The organism is Enterobacter cloacae complex sp. ECNIH7 (assembly GCF_002208095.1).
GTDB classification, from domain to species: domain Bacteria; phylum Pseudomonadota; class Gammaproteobacteria; order Enterobacterales; family Enterobacteriaceae; genus Enterobacter; species Enterobacter cloacae_M.
The window spans coordinates 2,418,909-2,439,083 of record NZ_CP017990.1; the positions used below are offsets into that span (position 1 = coordinate 2,418,909).

The 20,175-nt window shown below is 53.5% G+C and carries 19 protein-coding genes; 12 read left to right on the top strand and 7 right to left on the bottom strand.

The window, feature by feature from the left end:
* Window positions 1-28: 28 nt before the first annotated feature.
* Window positions 29-2,209 (top strand): type I secretion system permease/ATPase, encoded by a 2,181-nt coding sequence (locus tag WM95_RS11970; RefSeq protein WP_063408395.1) that lies wholly within the window; start codon window positions 29-31, stop codon window positions 2,207-2,209.
* Window positions 2,206-3,381: an HlyD family type I secretion periplasmic adaptor subunit gene (locus WM95_RS11975; RefSeq protein WP_029740549.1), complete on the top strand. Its 1,176-nt coding sequence runs from the start codon at window positions 2,206-2,208 to the stop codon at window positions 3,379-3,381. Before WM95_RS11970 ends, WM95_RS11975 begins: the two co-directional genes overlap by 4 nt.
* Window positions 3,382-3,416: 35 nt before the next feature.
* Here the strand turns inward: WM95_RS11975 and WM95_RS11980 are convergent, their stop codons facing one another.
* Window positions 3,417-4,301 (bottom strand): MarR family transcriptional regulator, encoded by an 885-nt coding sequence (locus WM95_RS11980; RefSeq protein WP_088545038.1) that lies wholly within the window; start codon window positions 4,299-4,301, stop codon window positions 3,417-3,419.
* Between the two features lie 275 nt (window positions 4,302-4,576).
* Between WM95_RS11980 and WM95_RS11985 the strand changes: the two genes are divergently transcribed.
* Window positions 4,577-6,040 (top strand): EAL domain-containing protein, encoded by a 1,464-nt coding sequence (locus tag WM95_RS11985; protein WP_063408396.1) that lies wholly within the window; start codon window positions 4,577-4,579, stop codon window positions 6,038-6,040.
* A 29-nt stretch (window positions 6,041-6,069) separates the two neighbouring features.
* On the opposite strand, the gene WM95_RS11990 is transcribed toward WM95_RS11985, so the two are convergent.
* From WM95_RS11990 to WM95_RS12000, 3 genes are all read right to left on the bottom strand, one after another.
* A complete protein-coding gene (locus WM95_RS11990) occupies window positions 6,070-6,342 on the bottom strand; it encodes a DUF883 family protein (protein WP_023311651.1) in 273 nt (90 codons plus the stop codon).
* Window positions 6,343-6,461: 119 nt separating this feature from the next.
* Window positions 6,462-7,130, bottom strand: a complete 669-nt coding sequence (locus WM95_RS11995; RefSeq protein ID WP_023311652.1) for an epoxyqueuosine reductase QueH — start codon at window positions 7,128-7,130, stop codon at window positions 6,462-6,464.
* Between the two features lie 124 nt (window positions 7,131-7,254).
* A complete protein-coding gene (locus WM95_RS12000) occupies window positions 7,255-7,731 on the bottom strand; it encodes a GNAT family N-acetyltransferase (RefSeq protein ID WP_063408397.1) in 477 nt (158 codons plus the stop codon).
* 78 nt (window positions 7,732-7,809) lie between these two features.
* Here WM95_RS12000 and WM95_RS12005 point away from each other — a divergent pair, with 78 nt between their 5' ends.
* Window positions 7,810-8,772, top strand: coding sequence for a LysR family transcriptional regulator (locus tag WM95_RS12005; protein WP_063408398.1), 963 nt, complete (start codon window positions 7,810-7,812; stop codon window positions 8,770-8,772).
* Between the two features lie 139 nt (window positions 8,773-8,911).
* A complete protein-coding gene (locus WM95_RS12010) occupies window positions 8,912-9,805 on the top strand; it encodes a LysR family transcriptional regulator (RefSeq protein WP_063408399.1) in 894 nt (297 codons plus the stop codon).
* Window positions 9,806-9,810: 5 nt separating this feature from the next.
* Here WM95_RS12010 and WM95_RS12015 read toward each other — a convergent pair whose 3' ends face one another.
* Window positions 9,811-10,401: a LysE family translocator gene (locus tag WM95_RS12015; RefSeq protein WP_063408400.1), complete on the bottom strand. Its 591-nt coding sequence runs from the start codon at window positions 10,399-10,401 to the stop codon at window positions 9,811-9,813.
* 288 nt (window positions 10,402-10,689) lie between these two features.
* Window positions 10,690-11,556 carry an AraC family transcriptional regulator gene (locus WM95_RS12020; protein WP_045620237.1) on the bottom strand — a complete coding sequence of 289 codons (867 nt, stop codon included), beginning with the start codon at window positions 11,554-11,556 and terminating at the stop codon, window positions 10,690-10,692.
* A 224-nt stretch (window positions 11,557-11,780) separates the two neighbouring features.
* Here WM95_RS12020 and WM95_RS12025 point away from each other — a divergent pair, with 224 nt between their 5' ends.
* Window positions 11,781-12,086 (top strand): hypothetical protein, encoded by a 306-nt coding sequence (locus tag WM95_RS12025; RefSeq protein WP_063408401.1) that lies wholly within the window; start codon window positions 11,781-11,783, stop codon window positions 12,084-12,086.
* Window positions 12,087-12,210: 124 nt separating this feature from the next.
* Here the strand turns inward: WM95_RS12025 and WM95_RS12030 are convergent, their stop codons facing one another.
* Complete coding sequence (locus tag WM95_RS12030; protein ID WP_063408402.1) at window positions 12,211-13,125, bottom strand: LysR family transcriptional regulator; 915 nt, start codon at window positions 13,123-13,125, stop codon at window positions 12,211-12,213.
* A 169-nt stretch (window positions 13,126-13,294) separates the two neighbouring features.
* On the opposite strand from WM95_RS12030, the gene WM95_RS12035 reads away from it, so the two are divergent.
* The 6 genes from WM95_RS12035 (at window position 13,295) to WM95_RS12060 (ending at window position 20,088) form a co-directional block, all read left to right on the top strand.
* Window positions 13,295-14,617, top strand: a complete 1,323-nt coding sequence (locus WM95_RS12035; RefSeq protein ID WP_063408403.1) for an amidohydrolase family protein — start codon at window positions 13,295-13,297, stop codon at window positions 14,615-14,617.
* A gap of 66 nt (window positions 14,618-14,683) precedes the next feature.
* On the top strand, window positions 14,684-15,883 hold the full coding sequence (locus WM95_RS12040; RefSeq protein ID WP_081247929.1) for an arabinose transporter: 1,200 nt from the start codon (window positions 14,684-14,686) through the stop codon (window positions 15,881-15,883).
* A 55-nt stretch (window positions 15,884-15,938) separates the two neighbouring features.
* Window positions 15,939-16,709: an SDR family oxidoreductase gene (locus WM95_RS12045; protein ID WP_063408404.1), complete on the top strand. Its 771-nt coding sequence runs from the start codon at window positions 15,939-15,941 to the stop codon at window positions 16,707-16,709.
* Window positions 16,710-16,810: 101 nt separating this feature from the next.
* Complete coding sequence (locus WM95_RS12050; RefSeq protein ID WP_023311663.1) at window positions 16,811-17,086, top strand: metal/formaldehyde-sensitive transcriptional repressor; 276 nt, start codon at window positions 16,811-16,813, stop codon at window positions 17,084-17,086.
* A 31-nt stretch (window positions 17,087-17,117) separates the two neighbouring features.
* Window positions 17,118-18,236: an S-(hydroxymethyl)glutathione dehydrogenase/class III alcohol dehydrogenase gene (locus tag WM95_RS12055; protein WP_032668253.1), complete on the top strand. Its 1,119-nt coding sequence runs from the start codon at window positions 17,118-17,120 to the stop codon at window positions 18,234-18,236.
* Between the two features lie 160 nt (window positions 18,237-18,396).
* Window positions 18,397-20,088: a methyl-accepting chemotaxis protein gene (locus WM95_RS12060; RefSeq protein WP_063408405.1), complete on the top strand. Its 1,692-nt coding sequence runs from the start codon at window positions 18,397-18,399 to the stop codon at window positions 20,086-20,088.
* Window positions 20,089-20,175 lie beyond the last annotated feature (87 nt).

Sequence of the window (20,175 nt, forward strand, 5' to 3'; positions counted from 1 at the left end):
ATTACCGCTCTGGACAGGACGTAGCATTATGAAGACACATCCACAGTACGAACCCTGGCTGCAGGGCATGCTCATCATCGCGAAGCACTACCGGCTGGATTTCTCAGCGGAGCATGTTCGGGTCACGATTAACCATGAAAGCCAGTCTCCGCGCCAGCTGCTGCTGGAGGAGATGGCGCGCCAGCTTGGGCTGGGGATGCGTATGGTGGCGGCTGAAGCGGTATCCCTCGATCCGTGGCGCCTGCCGCTGCTGGCGGAATTCACCGGCGGACAAATCGCGGTCATTAACCGCATGGACAGCGAAGGCAACGTCAGCCTGCAGTTTAGCGGCGACGCGGGGCTGGAGACCACGCTGACGCGCGATGAGCTCGGGGCGCGGTTAAAAGGGCTGATGGTGCTGCGCCCGCTCGAATCCACGCCGGATGCCCGCGTGGACGACTACATCAAACCCTATGAGAAAAACTGGTTCTGGCAGCTGGCTCTGAAGGACTGGCGACGCTACAGCGACATTATGCTGGTGGCGCTGGTTGCCAACGTGCTGGCGCTCTCCGGCATGGTTTTCTCCATGCAGGTGTACGACAGGGTGGTACCGTCGCAGTCGGAAGCCACGCTGTGGGTCCTGTTTGGCGGCGTGATGATTGCCATCGTGTTCGAATTCATCATGCGTATGCTGCGGGTGCATATTTCTGACGTAGTGGGCAAGCGCGCCGACCTGCGTATCTCTGAACGCGTTTTTGCCCACGCGCTGCGGATTAAAAACGGCGCGCGCTCGAAATCAACCGGATCGTTTATCGCGCAGATCCGCGAGCTGGAGTCGGTGCGCGAGCTGATCACCTCGACCACCATTGCGGCGATTTCCGATCTGCCGTTCTTCCTGCTGTTCGTCTTTATTCTGTGGATGATTGGCGGCCCGCTGGTGCTGGTGGTCCTGCTCGCCGTGCCGCTGCTGCTCATCCCCGGCCTGCTGGTGCAGCGCCCGCTGGGGAAACTCTCCAGCGAAGGGATGCGTGAATCCGCCATCCGCAACGCCACGCTGGTGGAAGCGGTGCAGGGCATTGAAGACATCAAGCTGATGCGCGCCGAGCAGCGTTTCCAGAACCAGTGGAACAACACCAACGACGTCGCCGCCAGCGTCGGCATGAAGCAGCGCTGGCTGACGGGCCTGCTGCTCACCTGGACGCAGGAGGTGCAGTCCATCGTCTATGCGGTGGTGCTGCTGGTGGGCTGTTATCTGGTCATCAGCGGTGACATGACCACCGGTGCGCTGGTGGGAACCTCGATTCTGGCATCGCGCACTATCGCGCCGCTGTCGCAGATCTCAGGCGTGCTCTCGCGCTGGCAGTCGGCAAAGGTGGCGCGCAAGGGGCTGGACGATCTGATGCAGCGCCCGATTGACGATCCGCAGCACGGCAAGAAGGTGCATAAAGCCCACCTGCGCGGCGACTATAGCCTTGAGGACGTCGGGTTTTATTACGACGAGGAAGAGAAACTCACCGTGCTCAACATCAGCAAGCTGCAGATCCGCGCCGGAGAGCGCGTGGCGGTGCTCGGGCGCAACGGCTCCGGTAAAAGCACGCTGCTACAGCTTCTGGCGGGCATGCAGGAGCCGCAGCAGGGCAGCATCCTGCTCGACGATATCGCCCTCAATCATCTGGACCCGGCCGACGTGCGTCGCGACATGCAGCTGCTCAGCCAGCAGGCCCGGCTGTTCTTTGGCTCCGTGCGGGACAACATCCTGATGGGGAACCCGTTAGCCACCGACGATGAGATTCATCAGGCGCTGGTTAACAGCGGCGCGCTGGAGTTTGTGCGCAAGCAGAAAATGGGGCTGAACTACATCATCAACGAGGGCGGGGCTGGCCTCTCCGGCGGCCAGCGTCAGGCGCTGCTGCTGGCGCGTGCCCTGATTACCTCGCCGACTATCCTGCTGCTGGACGAGCCTACCGCCTGGCTGGACGAAATGAGCGAGAAGCAGTTTATTCAGCATCTTCACAAATGGCTGGGTAAACGCCGGACGCTGGTGGTGGCGACGCATCGCCTGCCGATTCTGGACCTGGTCGACCGCATCATCGTGCTGGAAAACGGCAAGGTGGTGATGGACGGCCCGCGCGATGCGATCCTGCACCAGCACGGCATGGCGCCGCAGAAAGCCGCGCAGCGTACGGTGACCATGAAGCCGGCGGCGGTTGCAGAGGAGGGCGCAGCATGAATGATTTCTCTCGTTTCAATAGCCGACTGAAGGAGCCGCGCCTGCCGCGCTCGTCGCTGGTGGCATGGTCCCTGTTCGCCCTGCTGGCGGTGTTTATCGCCTGGGCAAGCCTGTTCCATCTGGATGAAGTGACGACCGGCAGCGGCAAGGTCATACCGTCTTCGCATGAGCAGGTCATCCAGTCTCTGGAAGGCGGCATCATCCACAGCCTGATGGTGCGCGAAGGCGACATCGTGGAACGCGGCCAGCAGCTCGCGCAGCTTGACCGGACAAAAACCGAGTCGAGCGTGCTGGAGAGCGAGTCTCGCCTGAATGCGGCGCTGGCAACCGCTGCGCGCCTGAAGGCCGAGGTGAACGACACGGAGCTCGCGTTTCCGGAGGAGCTGGATGACGACGTTGAGCTGGTCAAACAGGAAACGGCGCTCTATCAGTCCCGTCGTGAAAGCCTCGAAAAAGGGCTGGCCGGCTTGCGTCAGGGCGCCGAGCTGGTGCAGCGCGAGCTGTCGTTAACCCGACCGCTAGTGACCCAGGGAGCGGCCAGCAAGGTTGAGGTGTTACGTCTTGAGCGTCAAAAAAATGAGCTTGAGAATAAAATCACCGAGATGAAAAACCAGTATTACGTTCGCGCCCGTGAAGAGCTGGCAAAAGCCAATGCGGAGATTGAGGCCCAGCGTTCGGTGATGAAAGGGCGTGAGGACTCCCTGACCCGGCTGACCTTCAATGCCCCGGTTCGCGGGATCGTGAAGGATATTGACGTCACGACCGTGGGAGGCGTTATCCCGCCGAACGGCAAGCTGATGAGCCTTGTCCCGCTTGACGATCAGATGGTAGTCGAGGCGAAAATCTCGCCGCGCGATGTGGCGTTTATTCATCCTGGCCAGAAAGCGCTGGTGAAAATTACGGCCTATGACTACTCCATTTACGGCGGGCTGGAAGGGGAAGTGACCATGATTTCGCCGGACACCCTGCAGGATGAGGTGAAAAGGGATGTCTACTACTATCGCGTTTATATTCGTACCGACAGTAACCATCTGACCAATAAGCAGGGTCAGGAATTTCCGGTCTTTCCGGGCATGATTGCCACCGTTGATATTAAAACCGGCAGCAAAACCATTCTGGATTATCTGTTGAAACCGCTGAACAAGGCAAAAGAGGCGCTGCGGGAACGATAGGGGAATGGCGTTCGGGACTCCGAACGCCTGCTGGATTATACGGTTGACGTCACGTTGTGAGCGTGGCGTCGCTCTTTAGGCACAACGTTGATGTAATGCGTAACATACGCAAAATATAAACCGGCATAATTTTCGACAAGGTCGATAAACGCCGGGTATATCGACATCCGACCATCACCACGATCTTTAAGATATCCCGCCTCTTGTGCCGATTTGATAATTCGGTTGACGTGGATGCGTGAAACAAAAAATTCTTTTGCGAGCGTGCTGGCTGAATAGTCAATGACCGCACCGTGAGCGGATTTATTTTTCATGGCCTGCAGATAGATATAAAGCATAATCATACGACCTCCATCTTTATCAATAAATAATCCCACCTCAGGCAACACCTTTCTGAACGTTAATCCCCGAAAAAGATATTCAGCCGCGCGGCGGAAGAAGTTGTTTCTCAAAATATCATTATCCAGCAGATTAACATTAATATTAAATGCCGGATAAAGAATGCTGACGGGCAAAAAAGCGCCGGACATATAACGCTTAAGTTCATTGAGTCCTTTTTCAGTTGGCGCGATTCTCGTTTTGCGTCGATCATCCGTGCAGCGCCAGGTCCTGATGCGCCCGGTGGTTCTCAGTATCGTAATGATCGCAATCACGCTGTTGGGGCTGGCTATTTTATAGCGAGAGCATAGCTCTTTAATCTCTGAAACTGACTCGGCCTGATTTCCAAAAATAAAACAACACATGGAGAGAATAATGTTAAATCGTGATTCCTGCAGCATTGTCTTGTAGAACAAAGGTTGTTTTTTGTAGATGGAGTCATTAATTGTGTAGTGCTCTAATATTGCCTCACCGAATCGCGGATTGTTCTTTATAACATCCCTTCGATGTAGCAAGGCCCTGGATGAGATGTGATTATCCATAGCATTTTTCTCGTATTTGAATGAGCCGATAGATGAAGTGTCCACTCTTCTTTTCGGAATTTTCATTATACCCTGAGAATAAGATATTTGCCGTTGTTATTTGCAAAGAAAAGTACATTTAAACGACGGTGATTAACGCAAAGATGTTCCTGTGAGTTCAGCTGATATCTGTTTCTTACCCTGAGGCGGTACTGTAAAATTAATGTTTATAACAGGTGCGTTAAATTTTACGTATTCACAAATGGAAATGGCGCCTTAGTGCCCAGGAGCAGTTTATGACCCACAAAATTTCTCTCAGAAATGAGGCGTGCGATGAACATAAATTTGTCATCTCCGCCTGCGGTTTTACGTTCCAGGGATATCGTCTGATCCTTAACCAGTACGGAATACAGGCTTCGCATATTCACTTTGACGGGGATGAGGCATCCCAACAGGATCTGGAAAATATCCTTATAAATCAGAGCGCTCATATTGTGGTGTTTCTCGGTAAAGGTATCGTCAGTCTCCTGGAGAGCCTGAAGCGACTGGCATCCGTGCTCAATGCACTTCCCGTTATTCGACGCGTCACCCTGTATGGCGACATACCGGATGGCTGGCTATATCGCACCCTGGGCACTCTTTTAAATAATAGTTATCAATTATCATTGATTCGCATAGCCCGCGTTTCAGATGTCGTCACTGGTTCTCAAACGCACCATCATGTTTTTAAAGATCGTTCGTACTTATTACGCGATCGCTACAAGGATAATTCTTCGCAAGACAACGTAAAATGGCTAACAAAAAGAGAGATTGACGTTTTATTAAATTTCTACCGCGGAATGTCCGTAAAAGAAATGTGCGATGAAATGGGGCTTTCTAATAAAACGGTTTATACGCACCGTAAGGAAGGCGTGCTGAAATTACGCTTAATTAAGCGGTGGTTACACGATTCGCACAATTTTAATGCGGAAAGAAGTATCAAGCGGCGGAGTCAAAATACGGAGTTTACGGATAAGGAAGCAGAGATTTTCAATGCATTATATAAAAAAGAGATCTTCCCTGCTTATCAGATCATTACCGATCGTGACAAAAAAGGCGTAGGCTTTGAGATACTGATCCGCTGGAATAAAAACGGTAAAATTGTCAAGCCGGCCAGTTTTCTCACGGATATTTCAAACCATGAGATATGGTTAAAAATAACGGCGTTAGTCATCCATGCCGCCGTGTCCGGGATTAATAAGTATAACGGTAAATACTATTTTTCTGTGAATATTCCGCCTCGCCTGGCTTCCGGGAATGCATTGCCTGATATGGCAAAGAAAGCTATCGACATGCTGCTCAAACCGCAGTGGGCCGAGAAGCTGGTCTTTGAATTCGCCGAAGATATTGACGTGACGAAGGACAAAAGGATCCCTGAAACCATGCGGCATTTACGAAATACGGGGTGTCGATTGTTCCTGGATGACTGCTTCTCTAATCATCAAACTATGTTCCCGGTGCGACAGGTGCATTTTGATGGTCTTAAGCTGGATCGGGACATCGTTGAGCATTTTGTGGCAAACGACAATGACTATAACCTGATTAAAGCGATACAGATTTACAGCGACATGACCGGAACGGACTGTATTGCCGAGGGGGTTGACAGTGAAGAAAAGTTTGAAAAATTAGTCGCGCTGGGCGTCAAAAACTTTCAGGGATATTATTTATCGCGGGCCGTGAAAGAGGAAGAGTTAGATCGCATGGTCAGGATTTTTAGCTAAGAAAAAATAAAGCCCCGAAGGGCCTTTTATTATTTTCGACCCAGCAGCAGGCCGAGAACAATACCGACCGCACCCGCTGCGACGAGGCCGGTGAGGGGATTATTTCTGACAGCTTCAGTAACGTCGGAAACGGCATCGCTGGCCTGTGCGGCATATTTTTTAGCCGCACCTTTTACCTGATGCTTTGGTGAATCGACGAATTCACCAAACTGCTGCTGCGCTGAACCTGCAAGCTCGTCAAATTTATTTTTTGCTTTATCTTCAGCAAACTGGGTGTTTTTATCAGTACCGAAATCAGACATTTTTACCTCCTTTTGTTGATAATTAAAGGATAGCCGCTCTTTCTGGATGTGGGAAACATAAGGCTAAATTCGGTACACGTCAGGGCTGTTTTCGGATATATCTCTATACCGGGAACCCGTTATTTCTCATTGTCATCCTGACCGTAATACAGTTTCCCAATGCGAATCAGCGGGCGTCCCTGAGACTTACGATGCAGGTTACTGTCCCTGAGTGAATAAACGCACCCGCAGTACTCCTGCTGGTAAAACTGCTCCCGCTTGCTGATCTCAATCATGCGAGAGGAGCCGCCCTGTTTACGCCAGTTATAGTCCCAGTAAACCATACCCGGATAGCGCGCGGCAGCACGCTGGCCGCAGTCATTTATCTGCTGCATGTTTTTCCAGCGGGAGATCCCCAGCGAGCTGCTGATGACGCTGAATCCATTTTCTGCCGCATAGAGCGCCGTACGCTCGAAACGCATATCGAAGCACATGGTGCAGCGGACGCCACGCTCGGGTTCCCATTCCATGCCTTTCGCGCGCTCAAACCAGTTATCGGTGTCGTAATCGGCATCAACAAACGGCACGCCGTGTTTTTCCGCAAACCGAATATTTTCCTCCTTCCGAATGAGGTATTCCTTCTGCGGATGGATATTGGGATTGTAGAAGAAAATCGTGTAGTCAATCCCCGACGCCTGGATTGCCTCCATCACTTCACCCGAGCAGGGGGCGCAGCAGGAGTGCAACAGCAGCCTGTCGGCACCGTCTGGCAGGGAAAGTTGTGGGCGGATAAAAGGGGCTGTCGTCATGGCGTTCTGCAATATGTTTATGAAATTTATGGAAGGGTAGCATAAATTCAGAATCTGTTGAGGCGGGATCAAGGCAGGACAGAGCGATCCCGCAGGGCGGGATCTTCTCCGGTACCACGTGTCGCTATTCGGCAAATTTCAGCAGCGCGTCGCTATCAAGACGATAGCGAACCCATTCGGACTGCGGCAGCGCGCCTATGCTAAGGTAAAAATCAATGGCGGGCTGGTTCCAGTCCAGCAAGCTCCATTCAAGGCGGCCGCACTGCCGTTTTACCGCGAGCTGCGCGATATGTTTCAGCAGCGCTCTTCCCGCGCCTTTACCGCGATAATCCGGAGAAACGTACAGGTCTTCCATATAAATCCCGTTGCGTCCCAGCCAGGTCGAATAGCTGGTGAAGAACACGGCATAGCCGGCTATCTTGCCGTCAAACTCCGCGATCAACGCTTCGGTTTTTGTGCCTGCGCCAAAGAGCGTTTCGCGGATCTCCTCCGGCGTGGTAACCACTTCTTCCGGCGCTTTTTCATACACCGCCAGCTCGTAGATCATGGCGTATATTGCCGCTGCATCTTCGGGGCGGGCCTGACGAATGGTGATGCTCATTGTTTTTCCTGTGTTTCGATTGATGGCGTTAAGCATACGGAGTATTGTCCGAAGAATTAAGTGCAATGAAATCAACAAATGATGAATATTATGCATCCGGTACTGAGGCGTCTTGATTTAAACCTGCTGCCCGTTTTCGACGCGATTTACCGCCACCGTTCCGTTCGGCTGGCCGCTGACGAGCTGGCGATGAGCACGTCCGCGCTCAGCCATGCGCTGTCGCGCCTGCGTGCCACCCTGAATGACCCGCTGTTTTTTCGCGAAGGGCATCGCATGTCCCCCAGCGTGTATGCCTCTCAGCTCGCGCCTTCGATTGCTTCCGCATTGTCGTTCCTCAATCATGAGCTGACCCCGCAGCCGGAGTTTGACCCGGCCAGCAGTACCGAAAGCTTACAAATTGGGATTACGGACTTTACCGCGCTGTGCATTTTCCCGGCGCTGATGCACAAACTGCAGCTTGCTGCTCCGGGTTTGCGTTTCGAATTGCGCTATCTGCCGCACAGCCCTGCGCTGACGGAACTGCTGGCGGGCGAGGTGGATCTCGCGCTGGGGTTCAGCACTCAGGATGATATCCGGCACCCGGAGCTGGAAGAGATCGACTGGTTTGAAGATGAGTATGTGGTCATCAGCAACGCGCGGCGGACGCGTCTCACGCTGGAGGAGTATCTCGCGGCCCGACATCTGGTGGTGACCCCATGGAATGAGAAGCAGGGCGTTCTGGACGTGCGGCTGGAACAACTGGGCTATACCCGACAAATCGCGATCAAAACGCCGTCGATGCTCAGCGCGCCGTTTATCGTTGCGGAAAGCGACCTGCTGATGGCGATCCCCCGTTTTGCCGCTGAGAAGCTGGCTGCGGCAGCGGACCTGAGGATTTTTCCTTTACCGTTTTCGATACGCACGTTTGAAGTGAAAATTTACTCGCATAAACGCAGCGGCCAGCGGGGCGCAACGCGCTGGCTTAAGGAGGAGCTGCAAACGCTGGCGCAGACGCGTCATTACGGGCTGTCCGGCTCCCAGAAGAGGATGTCGCCGGGTTGACACTGCAGCGCCTCGCAAAATGAGTAGGGCGCTAAAGTCCAAAAGATAAAAAGAGATGCGACCGGAGAAGAAAGTACGATATCGTAACTCTATGATTAAACGCGTAGTTCGCAGGAACACCGTCGCAACAGGACGATAAATGATTGATGACATCCGTTATCTGATAGTGTTTGCAAAGATTGCTGAGGCAGGATCCATTTCAGGTGGGGCGGAAGCGTTAGGGCTTACAACCGCAACGGCAAGCGCGCATTTATCAAAGCTGGAAAAAAATCTTGGCTGCGCGTTACTGTACAGAAATACCCGTAAACTCTCTCTGACTCACGATGGCGCCAACTTGCTGGAAACGGCCAAATCGATGCTGGCGCTGTATGAGCAGGGGGTCATTGAATTTAAGCAGCGTTCGATCTCAACGGCGAATAAGCTGACTGTTTCTCTTCCTGCCGTTTTTCTGAAGAGTGCGTTTACCCGCCATCTGGCCGATTTTATAAAACGTCATCCGGGCATTTTACTGAATATCTCTTATAGCGATACGCGCAGAGATATTATTGCCGACGGTATCGATGTGGCATTTCGAATCGGCGAGCTTCCGGACAGTTCTCTTAAAGCGCGCCATCTTTTTGTGCTCCCGCGCCAGGTAGTTGCGTCCCGGGAATTGCTCAGCCATTACCCGACGATTACGCATCCTGATGACCTGGCGAAACTGCCATGGATTGGACTCAATATGAGGCAGAATAACCGGGAATTTCGACATAAAAATGGAGAAGTGGCCGTCGTAACGTATACGCCCAAGGTGTATGTAGATAATGTCGAAGCCGCTTATGCCCTTGCCAGACAACAAATTGGTCTCGCAGCACCTCCTCGCTATTTAAGCGAAGAGGATGTTAAGCGCGGAGAAATGCAGGAAATACTTCCTGACTGGTCATTAGATCCGCTGAAAGTCTATGCCGTATGGCCTTCTAATATGTCGACCAGCAGTATTGCCTACAAATTGATTAATGATATTTATAACGCGATTGAGTTTCACGCGTTATAACGGGTTTAAAACGCTAAAAAGAGCATGTAACACGCCGTAATAAGCAGCAGTCCGCCCATCAACACGTTAAACGTGCGGAGCTGCCGCGTGCTCCTGAGCAGCACAGATACTTTTTCTCCCATCAAGGCCCATGCTGAAAGCGACATATAACAGACTAAAAAATAGACCGTGATAAAGACGAGAGCTGTCACAGGGGTTGAGGGTTCAGAAAACATCGCAGCCCCTGAGGCGCACGCGGTCCATGCTTTTGGGTTGATCCACTGCATGACAAAACCCTGAATAAAACCGGGTGAATCCGTTTTTGTTAATGACATATCGGACCGTGACGACGCTATCTTATAGCCCAGATACATGATAAATAAAGAACCGGCAATATTAAGATACCGGAAAAACACTGGATATTTTTCGATTGCAGCGTAAAAGCCGAAACATATAAAGATAAGTAATAACGTAAACCCTATCGTTGCACCGGAGACAAATGAGAAGGTCTTTCTAAAGCCGTGAACGGCACCAGACGATATAATCACCATATTAACGGGGCCAGGAGAAAATGAAAGCGTCAGTGAAAATATAAACATTGTTAAAAATACCAGCATTTTATCTCCGTGGGTTGGTTTATCTGCATTAAAGGTCCTGCGACTATTAAGTCACAACTTTACTCGTCATGTGTCTGAATACTACCTGGGAACGTATGCCAGAATAAGTGGCCTTTATCTAAAGGTGTGTTTGATTTTTTGCACCAATCGCGCAGGCGCGGATGGCCCATTAGTGACAGGGTTTCAGTTGCTATCTCAAGGAGGAACGTCAACGCTGGCGCAGTTTGCAAGGGGGGGCTATGCCGGGCAAGCTCAGCGCTACCCGGAAAAGGTGGAAACAAGGGATAGTCAATTTAACGGCAGGTAGATATCCGTTTGCAGCGCATGTTCTGGCACCTCGTGAATGAAGTTGAGGTAGTGGAAAAATACCGGGGCATCGCGCAGCGTTTCGCCGCTGGCCGGTAGCCAGTCGCGAAACATCGCCCACACCGTGGCGGAAATGGTATCCAGAGAACCCGTGTGGCGGGCTACGGCGTAACGTCCGCCGTCGATTTCGCCACTGCAAACCCCGAATTCATTTTCTGGTATCGCTTCAGAGATACTGCCGCAGATATCGAAACGAAAGGCGTCTGCGGGCGTGGTTGCCGGGTCATCCCAGGCGATACCAAACGTGCTGCTTTCGTGTACTGGCGATAGGCCCGAGCTTTTACGCCAGGCAATAAATTTCGCCGCGCTGTCATTTACCCGATCCGGGTTGCCACGGTGCTGAAGCATTGCCACTTGGGTCTGTGGGAAATCGACAATCTTAATTTCCATCGTTTTTTGCTCCTGAAAGGTCATTTTCGGTACGCGCTGGTGCCAGTTCAGCCAGTCCGGCTGCTGCCGAAACTGACGCGGGCTTTTTCCAAACGCGTTTCTGAAGGCGCGACTGAACGATTCGGGGCTCTGGAACCCGGCATCGAGCGCAATATCAATCACCTTATCCTGAGGATTAAACGCCAGTCGCCAGGACGCATGACGCAGGCGCAGCCACTGAATATAGCGATACAAAGGCTGGCCGCTAAACGCCAGGAACTGCCGGTGAAAATGATAAGGCGAACAGCAGGCTAACGCGCTGAGCTTCTCCAGCGTGAGCGGTTCATCGAGATGTTGGGCGATATAGTCGCACACCGTCGTGAAGCGCTCGCGGTAAGCCGTTTTGATTGCATCGTTCATTGCATCCTCCTGATGACCTACTTTGCCTCACCGAACGGCCAAAATCCTGACCGATCTTGCTGATTATGTAGAGGTTATACTGGCGGTATATCGTTGTGCGGCAGCAATCGTTACGTCGTACCTAAGATACTGCTGAATGATGAATGAAGACTCACTTCCTGTACTTATATTAGGTTTGTCATAATCCAAATTTTCTTAGCTACAAAATTTTATGAGGGGTAATGATGGAAAAGGACTTAAACCCAGAACAAATCGAAATCATAAACCGTATTGTATTTGAGCAAATCGAAAAGATGCAGGCCAGCGTAGCCAAAATTGTTGCTGAAACGGAGAGAACTACGCACCAGCAGCTGCAGGATAGCGGGATTGATATGATCGATTTTTATCCGGCTAATAAGGATTATTTGATGATGACTCTCGTTCAAAACCTAATAGATCAAGTACATGGCGGCAATATGGCTCTTGCCCAAAAAATGATATCCATGGAAGCAAAACGGCTGAACATCAGCGTACATGTTGAGGCAGATTAAATAATCTCGAATAAGGAATAAATTAATTGGGCCATGCTTGTGAGCAGACAAATTCTTTGATTATCGCTGAGGCCATCAGCTGCTCGCCGCTGAAGTGCGGCCAGCAGCTGATAGCTTCTTTTTTTCAATTCGCTGCATGATTTACGCAAATTTCAGCGCAAAATTCCATAAAGGCTTCGACAGCAGCGGGGGGCAGTCGACGAGATGGCCGCGTGATATACAGCGGATAGGTTTCGCCAGGCCATTCCGGAAAAAGTTCGACCAGCATTCCGTCAGCGATCAATTGCGTGACGCTGAGTGAAAGTACCTGGGCAATGCCAACACCACTTACGCAGGATTGCACCATCAGATCTACATCGGTTGTCGTCAAATGACCATGAGTATCAATAGCCAGTACTTCGCGATCACGACGGAATTCCCACTCAAACGGTTTCCCGCGGCGAGGATCGATATACTGAATGCACTCATGCGTGACTAGTTCTTCAGGATGCTCAGGTCGACCATGCCGTTTCAGATATGCCGGTGATGCCACAGTGAGTACGCGCGTCTGAAAGAGCAATTTCGAAGAAATAGTTGAGGGGAGTTGCGGCCCGAAACGCACCGCAACATCTATACCCTCTGTCACAAGATCCCCTACGTCAGGCTGCTGCACTACTGTAAGTTCCAGTTCCGGATGACGTTCGCGCAAAAGAGGCAATTTCGGGGCCAAAATATAACGAGCGAAGATTGGATTAACGCTGACCCGTAATGATCCTCGTACAGCAATGGCGGCACCGGATACGTAGCTTGCCGCAACTTCAATCCCTTCAAGATGTGGCGAGGCGCGCTCATACAAAGCCCGGCCTTCGTTCGTCAGGTTCATCGTACGCGTCGTACGGTTTAGCAAACGCACACCGAGCCTCTCTTCAAGGCGATCTATCGATCTGCTCACGCCAGAAGCGGACAGTCCCAGCACCTCGCCAGCGCGACTGAAACTACCCGCCTCGACAACTGCGGCCAACACGCTCAATCCTGACAGTAGCCTTCCGTCAAAACTCATAGAGACTCACCTTTGAATTTATTCAAATATAATTTGCATAAAACTACCTTTATCAAAAATGGTGCGCAACCTATTGTGTCAGCCAATTCGTTGCCAGGCGCTATTTTCCCTGTCCCCGGCTGGGCAAACCTCGCAACGAACGGCATCACTTAACCCTGAGGAATACGAAATGACAACGACGCGCACTCTTTTTAAAGGCGGCATCATCCTTACTTTGGATGCCGATATACCCAACCTCTCCGTGGGCGATGTTCTCGTCCATGGCGACCGTATCGCAGCTGTGGGTCCGGAACTGCAGGCGGATGATGCCCTGGTGATTGATGCAGCTGGCCATATCGTCATGCCCGGCCTGGTGGATGCTCATCACCATATGTGGCTTGGCGTAATGCGCCGCATGATGCCAAATGTCGACGATCTGTTTGATTACATTGATGTGGTCGCAGAGAAACTGGGCAAACATTATCGTCCCCTGGACATGTACCTGAGTACCAGGCTCACGGCACTTGCCTCACTGGATGCCGGTATTACTACCATCATTGATGCCTGCCACAACTCGCGCAGCCCCGAGCATACTGATGCAGCATTAGATGCTCTAAAGGAAAGCGGCATCCGCGCGTTACATATGGTCGGTGCAGCAATGGATAAAGAAGCTTCATCGGCGCATTTGCCTGCCGATTTGGAGCGACTCTCGCGAAGCTGGAATACAAGTGACAGCCTGGTGCACGTTGGTCTGTTTGGTCAGCTCAATCTTGACTGGTGGAAGGTCGCTCGCAAACTCGACATGCGTATTCTGACCGAATTCATCGGCGATCTCGCCAATCTAGGCCCTGAGTTTGCCACGCCGGGCGTACTGGGCACACATAACATCTTCAACCACTGTTCAAGGGTTCCTCAGGATACCTGGAAGTTCCTGGCCGATTCAGGAGTAAACATCACGGTCAATCCACGGTCGGATGCGCTATTTGGCTTCGACGATGAAAGTTTTGCCTACCAGCAGGCTGTCGATCGCGGCTTGACCCCGGCACTGGGCATTGACCTTGATACTGCCTTTGGCAGCGATATGTTCGGTGAAATGCATGCTCTGTTCGGGCAACAGCGATCGGCTATGCGCTACCGTCGCTTCCGTGGTGAGGACAATGTGCCGTCACCCATCACGGCCGAGGAGGTCCTGAAAGCGGCAACGGTTAATGGCGCGCGTGCGGCCGGTTTGGAGGATCAGATTGGCACCCTTACGCCAGGCAAGCAGGCCGACATTATCATGGTTCGCACCAGCGGAGCCGCTGTTTTCCCGGTAACCAACGTAATTGGTACCGTCGTGCAGGCGATAGAGCGGTCTGATGTGGATACCGTGATGGTGGCCGGCCAGCTTCGTAAACGTGCGGGCAAGTTGGTGGATATTGATCTGGCGGCGCTAAGCACAGAGATAACCGCTTCTCGTGATTACCTGCTCAACGCCAGCGGCTATCACATCGATCTTTTTAAAGCATCCTGATGACAGAGCGGCCTGATACACCGGGCCGTTCAACCCACTTAATCATATTTCATAAAGGATAATGACATGGGAGCCCTCGCCATTAAGCGGCTCGCGGAGGATAACACCCCGCGCGTCCTGCTTCCCCGCCCGGCAACGGGCGTTATTGCCGCACTTTTCTTTGGCTATCTGGCAGTCGGACTGCCACTGCCGGTGATTCCATTGTTCATCCATGGTCATCTCGGCTTCAGCAACCTGGTGGTGGGACTGGTGGTCGGCATCCAGTTTCTGGCCACGGTGCTCACCCGCGGCTATGCCGGACGGGTTACGGACCAGCAGGGCGGTAAACGTTCTGCTCTGCAGGGAGCAATCCTTTCAGCGATAGCAGGGGCGCTGTATCTGGTGGCTTCGGTAACGGATTTATCGCCTGCTGCAACCCTTTGCATTGTTATCGCAGGTCGTCTGATGGCCGGTTTTGGCGAAAGTCAGTTCGTGACGGGATGTGTGTCCTGGGCCATTGCCTCAGTTGGCCCTCAGCGCGCCGGTATGTCCATGTCCTGGACCGGCATCGCGATGTTCGCGGCGCTGTCGATTGGTGCTCCTGTTGGCATGGCGTTATATCAGCATTACAGCCTCACAATGGCGATGATTGCCTGTATTGCTGCACCGATGTTGGCCGCTCTGGTTGCATTTTGTACCACATCATATATATCGCCTGGAGGTCCGCGACTGCCATTCCATCGCGTAGTAGGGCGCATCTGGCGCGAAGGGCTGGGATTAATGCTGCAGGGCGTTGGGTTGTCAGGACTAACCGCTTTTGCCTCGCTGTACTTTGCGGCACATCACTGGCAGAACGCCGGCCTGGTGATGACTGCGTTTGGTCTGGGTTTTATTTTCGTTCGCCTCGCCCTGGGGCATCTGCCAGACCAAACAGGCGGCTATCGCGTTGCGGTTTGGTCACTGGTGGTTGAAGCGCTTGGCCAGGCAATGTTGTGGTTGGGTTCAAACGAATGGATGGCACTAGCAGGTGCTCTGGTTACCGGACTGGGCTGTGCACTGGTTTTCCCCGCACTGGGCGTTGAAGCCTTAAAACGTGTTCCACAAGCCAACCGCGGCAGTGCAATGGGCGCATTCGTTGCATTTCTGGATGTCGCTTATGGAATCGCCGGGCCGGTAGCTGGCCTGATCGCCGGTCAGTTTAGTTATGCCGCTGTATATCTGTCTGGTGCGGCCTGTGCGCTGCTGGGGGCACTGATTGCGAGTGCGTCTCGGATGCAGCAATCCTGAATTAATATCCGAGCCGGCAGCGCTTGCTGTCGGTTTACTAATCTGGAGAAATTGTATGTCACGCATTTTTATTTCCGGTTCGTCCACAGGCCTGGGTCTGATGGCGGCCGAACTGCTGGTTCAACAAGGACATCAGGTTGTGTTGCACGCGCGTAATGCGAACCGTGCAGAAGATGCGCAACGCGCCTTACCCCAGGCTGAAGCCGTCGTTGTCGGTGACCTGGAGACAATTGAAGGTGCCAGGCAAACGGCATTACGTGTCAACGCCCTGGGACGCTTCGATGCCGTCATCCACAATGCTGCCGTTGGCTACAATGAAGCGTATCGCGTGACCCGCGACGGGCTGCCGCACGTTTTCGCGATCAACACGCTCTCGGCTTACATCCTCACCGCGGTGATTGAACGTCCGCATCGCCTCGTCTACCTGAGTTCGGGTATGCATCATCATGCCCGGGCAAACCTGGATGATATTCTCTGGCGCAAACGTCGCTGGAATGGGGCCGACGCCTATGCGGAGAGTAAATTGCACGACGCTATGCTGGCTTTTGCTCTGGCGCGTCGCTGGCGTGATGTGCGTAGTAACAGCCTCGAGCCTGGCTGGGTGCCGACAAAGATGGGGGGGCCGCATGCCCCGGACGATATGGACCAGGCGCACCTGACCCAGGCCTGGCTTGCCGCCAGCCGTGATACTGAGGCTGACGTAACGGGGAAATATTTCTATCACATGAAGCGCATGACGGCTAATCCGCAGGCGCACGACGTTGCATTGCAGGATCGTCTCATTAATATTTGTACTGAGATTTCAGGTATAGCGCTGCCGGAGTAATACGCAACGTTAACGAAATGCGCATTAACCATAAAAAACAGAGTGTTTACATATCAAGGATAAAATATGTACAATACCCCCCTATAGTATCAGGAGGGCGTATGCCGCATTCACCCGAAGATAAAAAACGTATTCTTACTCGCGTCCGCCGCATTCGGGGCCAGGTTGAGGCCCTTGAACGCGCGCTGGAGTCGGGCGACCCCTGTCTGGCCATCCTGCAGCAAATCGCCGCCGTGCGCGGGGCTGCCAATGGCCTGATGGGCGAAATGGTTGAAATTCACCTCAAAGATGAGCTGGTGACGGGGGAAACCACGCCGGATCAGCGAGCCGTACGCATGGCAGAAGTCGGCCATTTGCTGCGCTCTTATCTAAAATAAACCCACACACCTGACAAAAAGGGAAGACATGATGAAATCTCGCGCTGCAGTTGCATTTGGTCCCGGCCAGCCGCTGAAAATCGTTGAAATCGACGTGGCACCGCCGAAGAAAGGCGAAGTGCTGATCAAAATCACCCATACCGGCGTGTGCCATACCGATGCGTTTACGCTGTCCGGTGACGATCCTGAAGGCGTTTTCCCGGCGGTACTCGGCCATGAAGGCGGCGGGATTGTGGTGGAAGTGGGCGAGGGCGTGACCAGCCTGAAGCCGGGCGATCACGTTATCCCGCTGTACACGGCGGAGTGCGGCGAGTGTAAGTTCTGTAAATCCGGTAAAACTAATCTCTGCCAGGCGGTTCGCGCCACTCAGGGGAAAGGGCTGATGCCGGACGGTACCACCCGTTTCTCCTATAACGGCGAGCCTGTTTATCACTACATGGGCACCAGCACCTTCAGCGAATACACCGTTTGCGCGGAGATCTCGCTGGCGAAGGTGAACCCGCAGGCGCCGCTGGATAAAGTCTGCCTGCTGGGCTGCGGCGTGACCACCGGTATCGGCGCGGTGCATAACACGGCAAAAGTCAAAGAGGGCGACACCGTGGCGGTGTTCGGTCTCGGCGGCATTGGTCTGGCGGTGATTCAGGGCGCGGTGCAGGCGAAAGCCGGTCGTATCATTGCGGTCGACACCAACCCGGAGAAATTCAAGCTCGCGGGTGAAATGGGCGCGACCGATTTCGTTAACCCGAAGGATCACGAAAAACCGATTCAGGATGTCATCGTTGAGATGACCGATGGCGGCGTTGACTTCAGCTTCGAATGTATCGGCAACGTGAACGTGATGCGTTCCGCGCTCGAATGCTGCCACAAAGGCTGGGGCGAGAGCATCATCATTGGCGTGGCCGGCGCGGGCCAGGAGATTAAAACCCGTCCATTCCAGCTGGTCACCGGTCGCGTGTGGCGCGGCTCCGCGTTTGGCGGCGTGAAGGGCCGTACCCAGCTTCCGGGTATGGTTGAAGATGCTATGGTCGGCAAGATTCAGCTCGACCCGTTCATTACCCACCGTTTGCCGCTGGAGCAGATCAACGACGCGTTCGATCTGATGCACGAAGGAAAATCCATCCGTACCGTCATTCATTTCGGCGACAAGTAACTCTTCTGCCAGCGGTTTTTCACCGCTGGCGTTTCTTTAATAATCTTCTCTAAAGTGTGACCAGTGCGGCGTTTTTAGCCGTAATCTAAATCCCCACCGTGCCGATGACTATTTAACACGCATGTTTTTACGCATCTTACCTACAAGAGAGTCGACGGTCATGGACAACACTACTTCGATGCAGGCGCAGCGCAAGCTGAGCTTCTTGCATCACATCAGGCTGGTTCCGCTGTTTTCCTCCATTCTCGGTGGCATTATTCTTCTCTTCGCCTTGAGCTCGGGTCTGGCGGGGTATTTCCTGCTGCAGGCCGATAACGATCAGCAGGATGTCACATCCGAAATTCAGGTGCGTATGGGGCTGTCGAACAGCTCAAACCATCTGCGAACCGCGCGTATCAATCTGATCCACGCCGGTGCGGCAAGCCGCATCGCGGAGATGGATGCGATGAAGCAGAACATCAGCGAGGCGGAAAAGCGCATAAAGCAGTCCCAGGACAGTTTTACCGCCTATATGAACCGTACGGTGCGCACCTCTTCAGACGAAGCGCTGGACGCTGATCTGAAAGCACGCTACAACGCCTATATCTCGGGCATGCAGCCGATGGTGAAATTTGCCAAAAACGGCATGTTCGAAGCGATTATCAACCACGAAAACGAAACGGCGCGTCCGCTGGATGACGCTTACAACGCCGTGCTGCTAAAGGCGATCAAGATCCGTACCGAGCGTGCCAATGCGCTGACGGCGCAGGCGCACAGCCGCACGCAGCTGGGCCTGATGTTTATGGTGGGCGCGTTTGCGCTGGCGCTGGTGCTGACGGCGATGACCTTTGTCGTGCTGCGCCGTACGGTAATCAATCCTTTACAGCGTGCAGCGAAACGTATCGAGAATATCGCCAAAGGCGACCTGACGATGCCGGACGACGTGGCCGGGCGCAGCGAAATTGGCCGCCTGACGCGCGATCTGCAAACCATGCAGCACTCGCTGGAAAATACCGTGGGCACCGTACGTCAGGGGGCGGAGGAGATCTACCGCGGCACCAGCGAGATTTCTGCCGGTAACACCGATCTCTCTTCGCGTACCGAACAGCAGGCTGCGGCCATTGAGCAAACCGCCGCAAGCATGGAACAGCTCACCGCGACGGTGAAACAGAACGCTGATAACGCCCATCATGCCAGCAAGCTTGCGGAAGATGCCTCCGGGAAAGCCAGCCGCGGCGGCCAGATGGTCTCCGGCGTGGTCAAAACCATGGGCAATATCTCCACCAGTTCGAAAAAAATCTCCGAGATCACCGCCGTCATCAACAGCATTGCGTTCCAGACCAATATCCTGGCGCTTAACGCGGCTGTAGAAGCGGCGCGTGCGGGCGAGCAGGGGCGCGGGTTTGCCGTGGTGGCAAGCGAAGTCCGAACCCTTGCAAGCCGCAGTGCGAATGCCGCAAAAGAGATCGAAAGCCTGATTAACGAATCGGTCTCGCTGATCGACCAGGGCTCCGGTGAGGTTGTGGCCGCCGGTAACACCATGAATGAAATCGTCGAAGCGGTTAAACGCGTGACCGACATCATGCTGGAGATTGCCGCCGCGTCCGACGAGCAGAGCCGCGGTATTGTCCAGGTGAGCCAGGCGATTTCTGAGATGGATAAAGTGACCCAGCAGAACGCCTCGCTGGTGGAAGAAGCCTCTGCGGCGGCGGCGTCTCTGGAAGAACAGGGCGCGCGTCTGACCGAGGCGGTCGGGGCGTTTCGTCTGAGCGGTGCAAAGTCGGGCCGCGCGGTGACGTCTGCGCCAGTGGCGAAGAACGCGCCGTTGCGTCCGGCGGCGACGGTTTCCGGGGATAACTGGGAGACGTTCTGAGTTGTCGGCAGTGTCGGGTGGCGCTTCGCTTACCCGACCTACAAAATCTGACCTACAAAAAAGGGACCTTTCGGTCCCTTTTTCACA

Bases quoted from the DNA above. Each gene is read 5' to 3' on its own strand.
- WM95_RS12005 (WP_063408398.1), top strand. From the start codon at position 7,810: ATGATGAATATTATGCATCCGGTACTGAGGCGTCTTGATTTAAACCTG.
- WM95_RS12025 (WP_063408401.1), top strand. From the start codon at position 11,781: ATGGAAAAGGACTTAAACCCAGAACAAATCGAAATCATAAACCGTATT.
- WM95_RS12060 (WP_063408405.1), top strand. From the start codon at position 18,397: ATGGACAACACTACTTCGATGCAGGCGCAGCGCAAGCTGAGCTTCTTG.
- WM95_RS12030 (WP_063408402.1), bottom strand. From the start codon at position 13,125: ATGAGTTTTGACGGAAGGCTACTGTCAGGATTGAGCGTGTTGGCCGCA.
- WM95_RS11990 (WP_023311651.1), bottom strand. From the start codon at position 6,342: ATGTCTGATTTCGGTACTGATAAAAACACCCAGTTTGCTGAAGATAAA.
- WM95_RS12045 (WP_063408404.1), top strand. From the start codon at position 15,939: ATGTCACGCATTTTTATTTCCGGTTCGTCCACAGGCCTGGGTCTGATG.
- WM95_RS12055 (WP_032668253.1), top strand. From the start codon at position 17,118: ATGAAATCTCGCGCTGCAGTTGCATTTGGTCCCGGCCAGCCGCTGAAA.
- WM95_RS12000 (WP_063408397.1), bottom strand. From the start codon at position 7,731: ATGAGCATCACCATTCGTCAGGCCCGCCCCGAAGATGCAGCGGCAATA.
- WM95_RS12015 (WP_063408400.1), bottom strand. From the start codon at position 10,401: ATGCTGGTATTTTTAACAATGTTTATATTTTCACTGACGCTTTCATTT.
- WM95_RS11995 (WP_023311652.1), bottom strand. From the start codon at position 7,130: ATGACGACAGCCCCTTTTATCCGCCCACAACTTTCCCTGCCAGACGGT.
- WM95_RS12010 (WP_063408399.1), top strand. From the start codon at position 8,912: ATGATTGATGACATCCGTTATCTGATAGTGTTTGCAAAGATTGCTGAG.
- WM95_RS12035 (WP_063408403.1), top strand. From the start codon at position 13,295: ATGACAACGACGCGCACTCTTTTTAAAGGCGGCATCATCCTTACTTTG.
- WM95_RS11975 (WP_029740549.1), top strand. From the start codon at position 2,206: ATGAATGATTTCTCTCGTTTCAATAGCCGACTGAAGGAGCCGCGCCTG.
- WM95_RS12050 (WP_023311663.1), top strand. From the start codon at position 16,811: ATGCCGCATTCACCCGAAGATAAAAAACGTATTCTTACTCGCGTCCGC.
- WM95_RS12020 (WP_045620237.1), bottom strand. From the start codon at position 11,556: ATGAACGATGCAATCAAAACGGCTTACCGCGAGCGCTTCACGACGGTG.
- WM95_RS11985 (WP_063408396.1), top strand. From the start codon at position 4,577: ATGACCCACAAAATTTCTCTCAGAAATGAGGCGTGCGATGAACATAAA.
- WM95_RS11970 (WP_063408395.1), top strand. From the start codon at position 29: ATGAAGACACATCCACAGTACGAACCCTGGCTGCAGGGCATGCTCATC.
- WM95_RS11980 (WP_088545038.1), bottom strand. From the start codon at position 4,301: ATGGATAATCACATCTCATCCAGGGCCTTGCTACATCGAAGGGATGTT.
- WM95_RS12040 (WP_081247929.1), top strand. From the start codon at position 14,684: ATGGGAGCCCTCGCCATTAAGCGGCTCGCGGAGGATAACACCCCGCGC.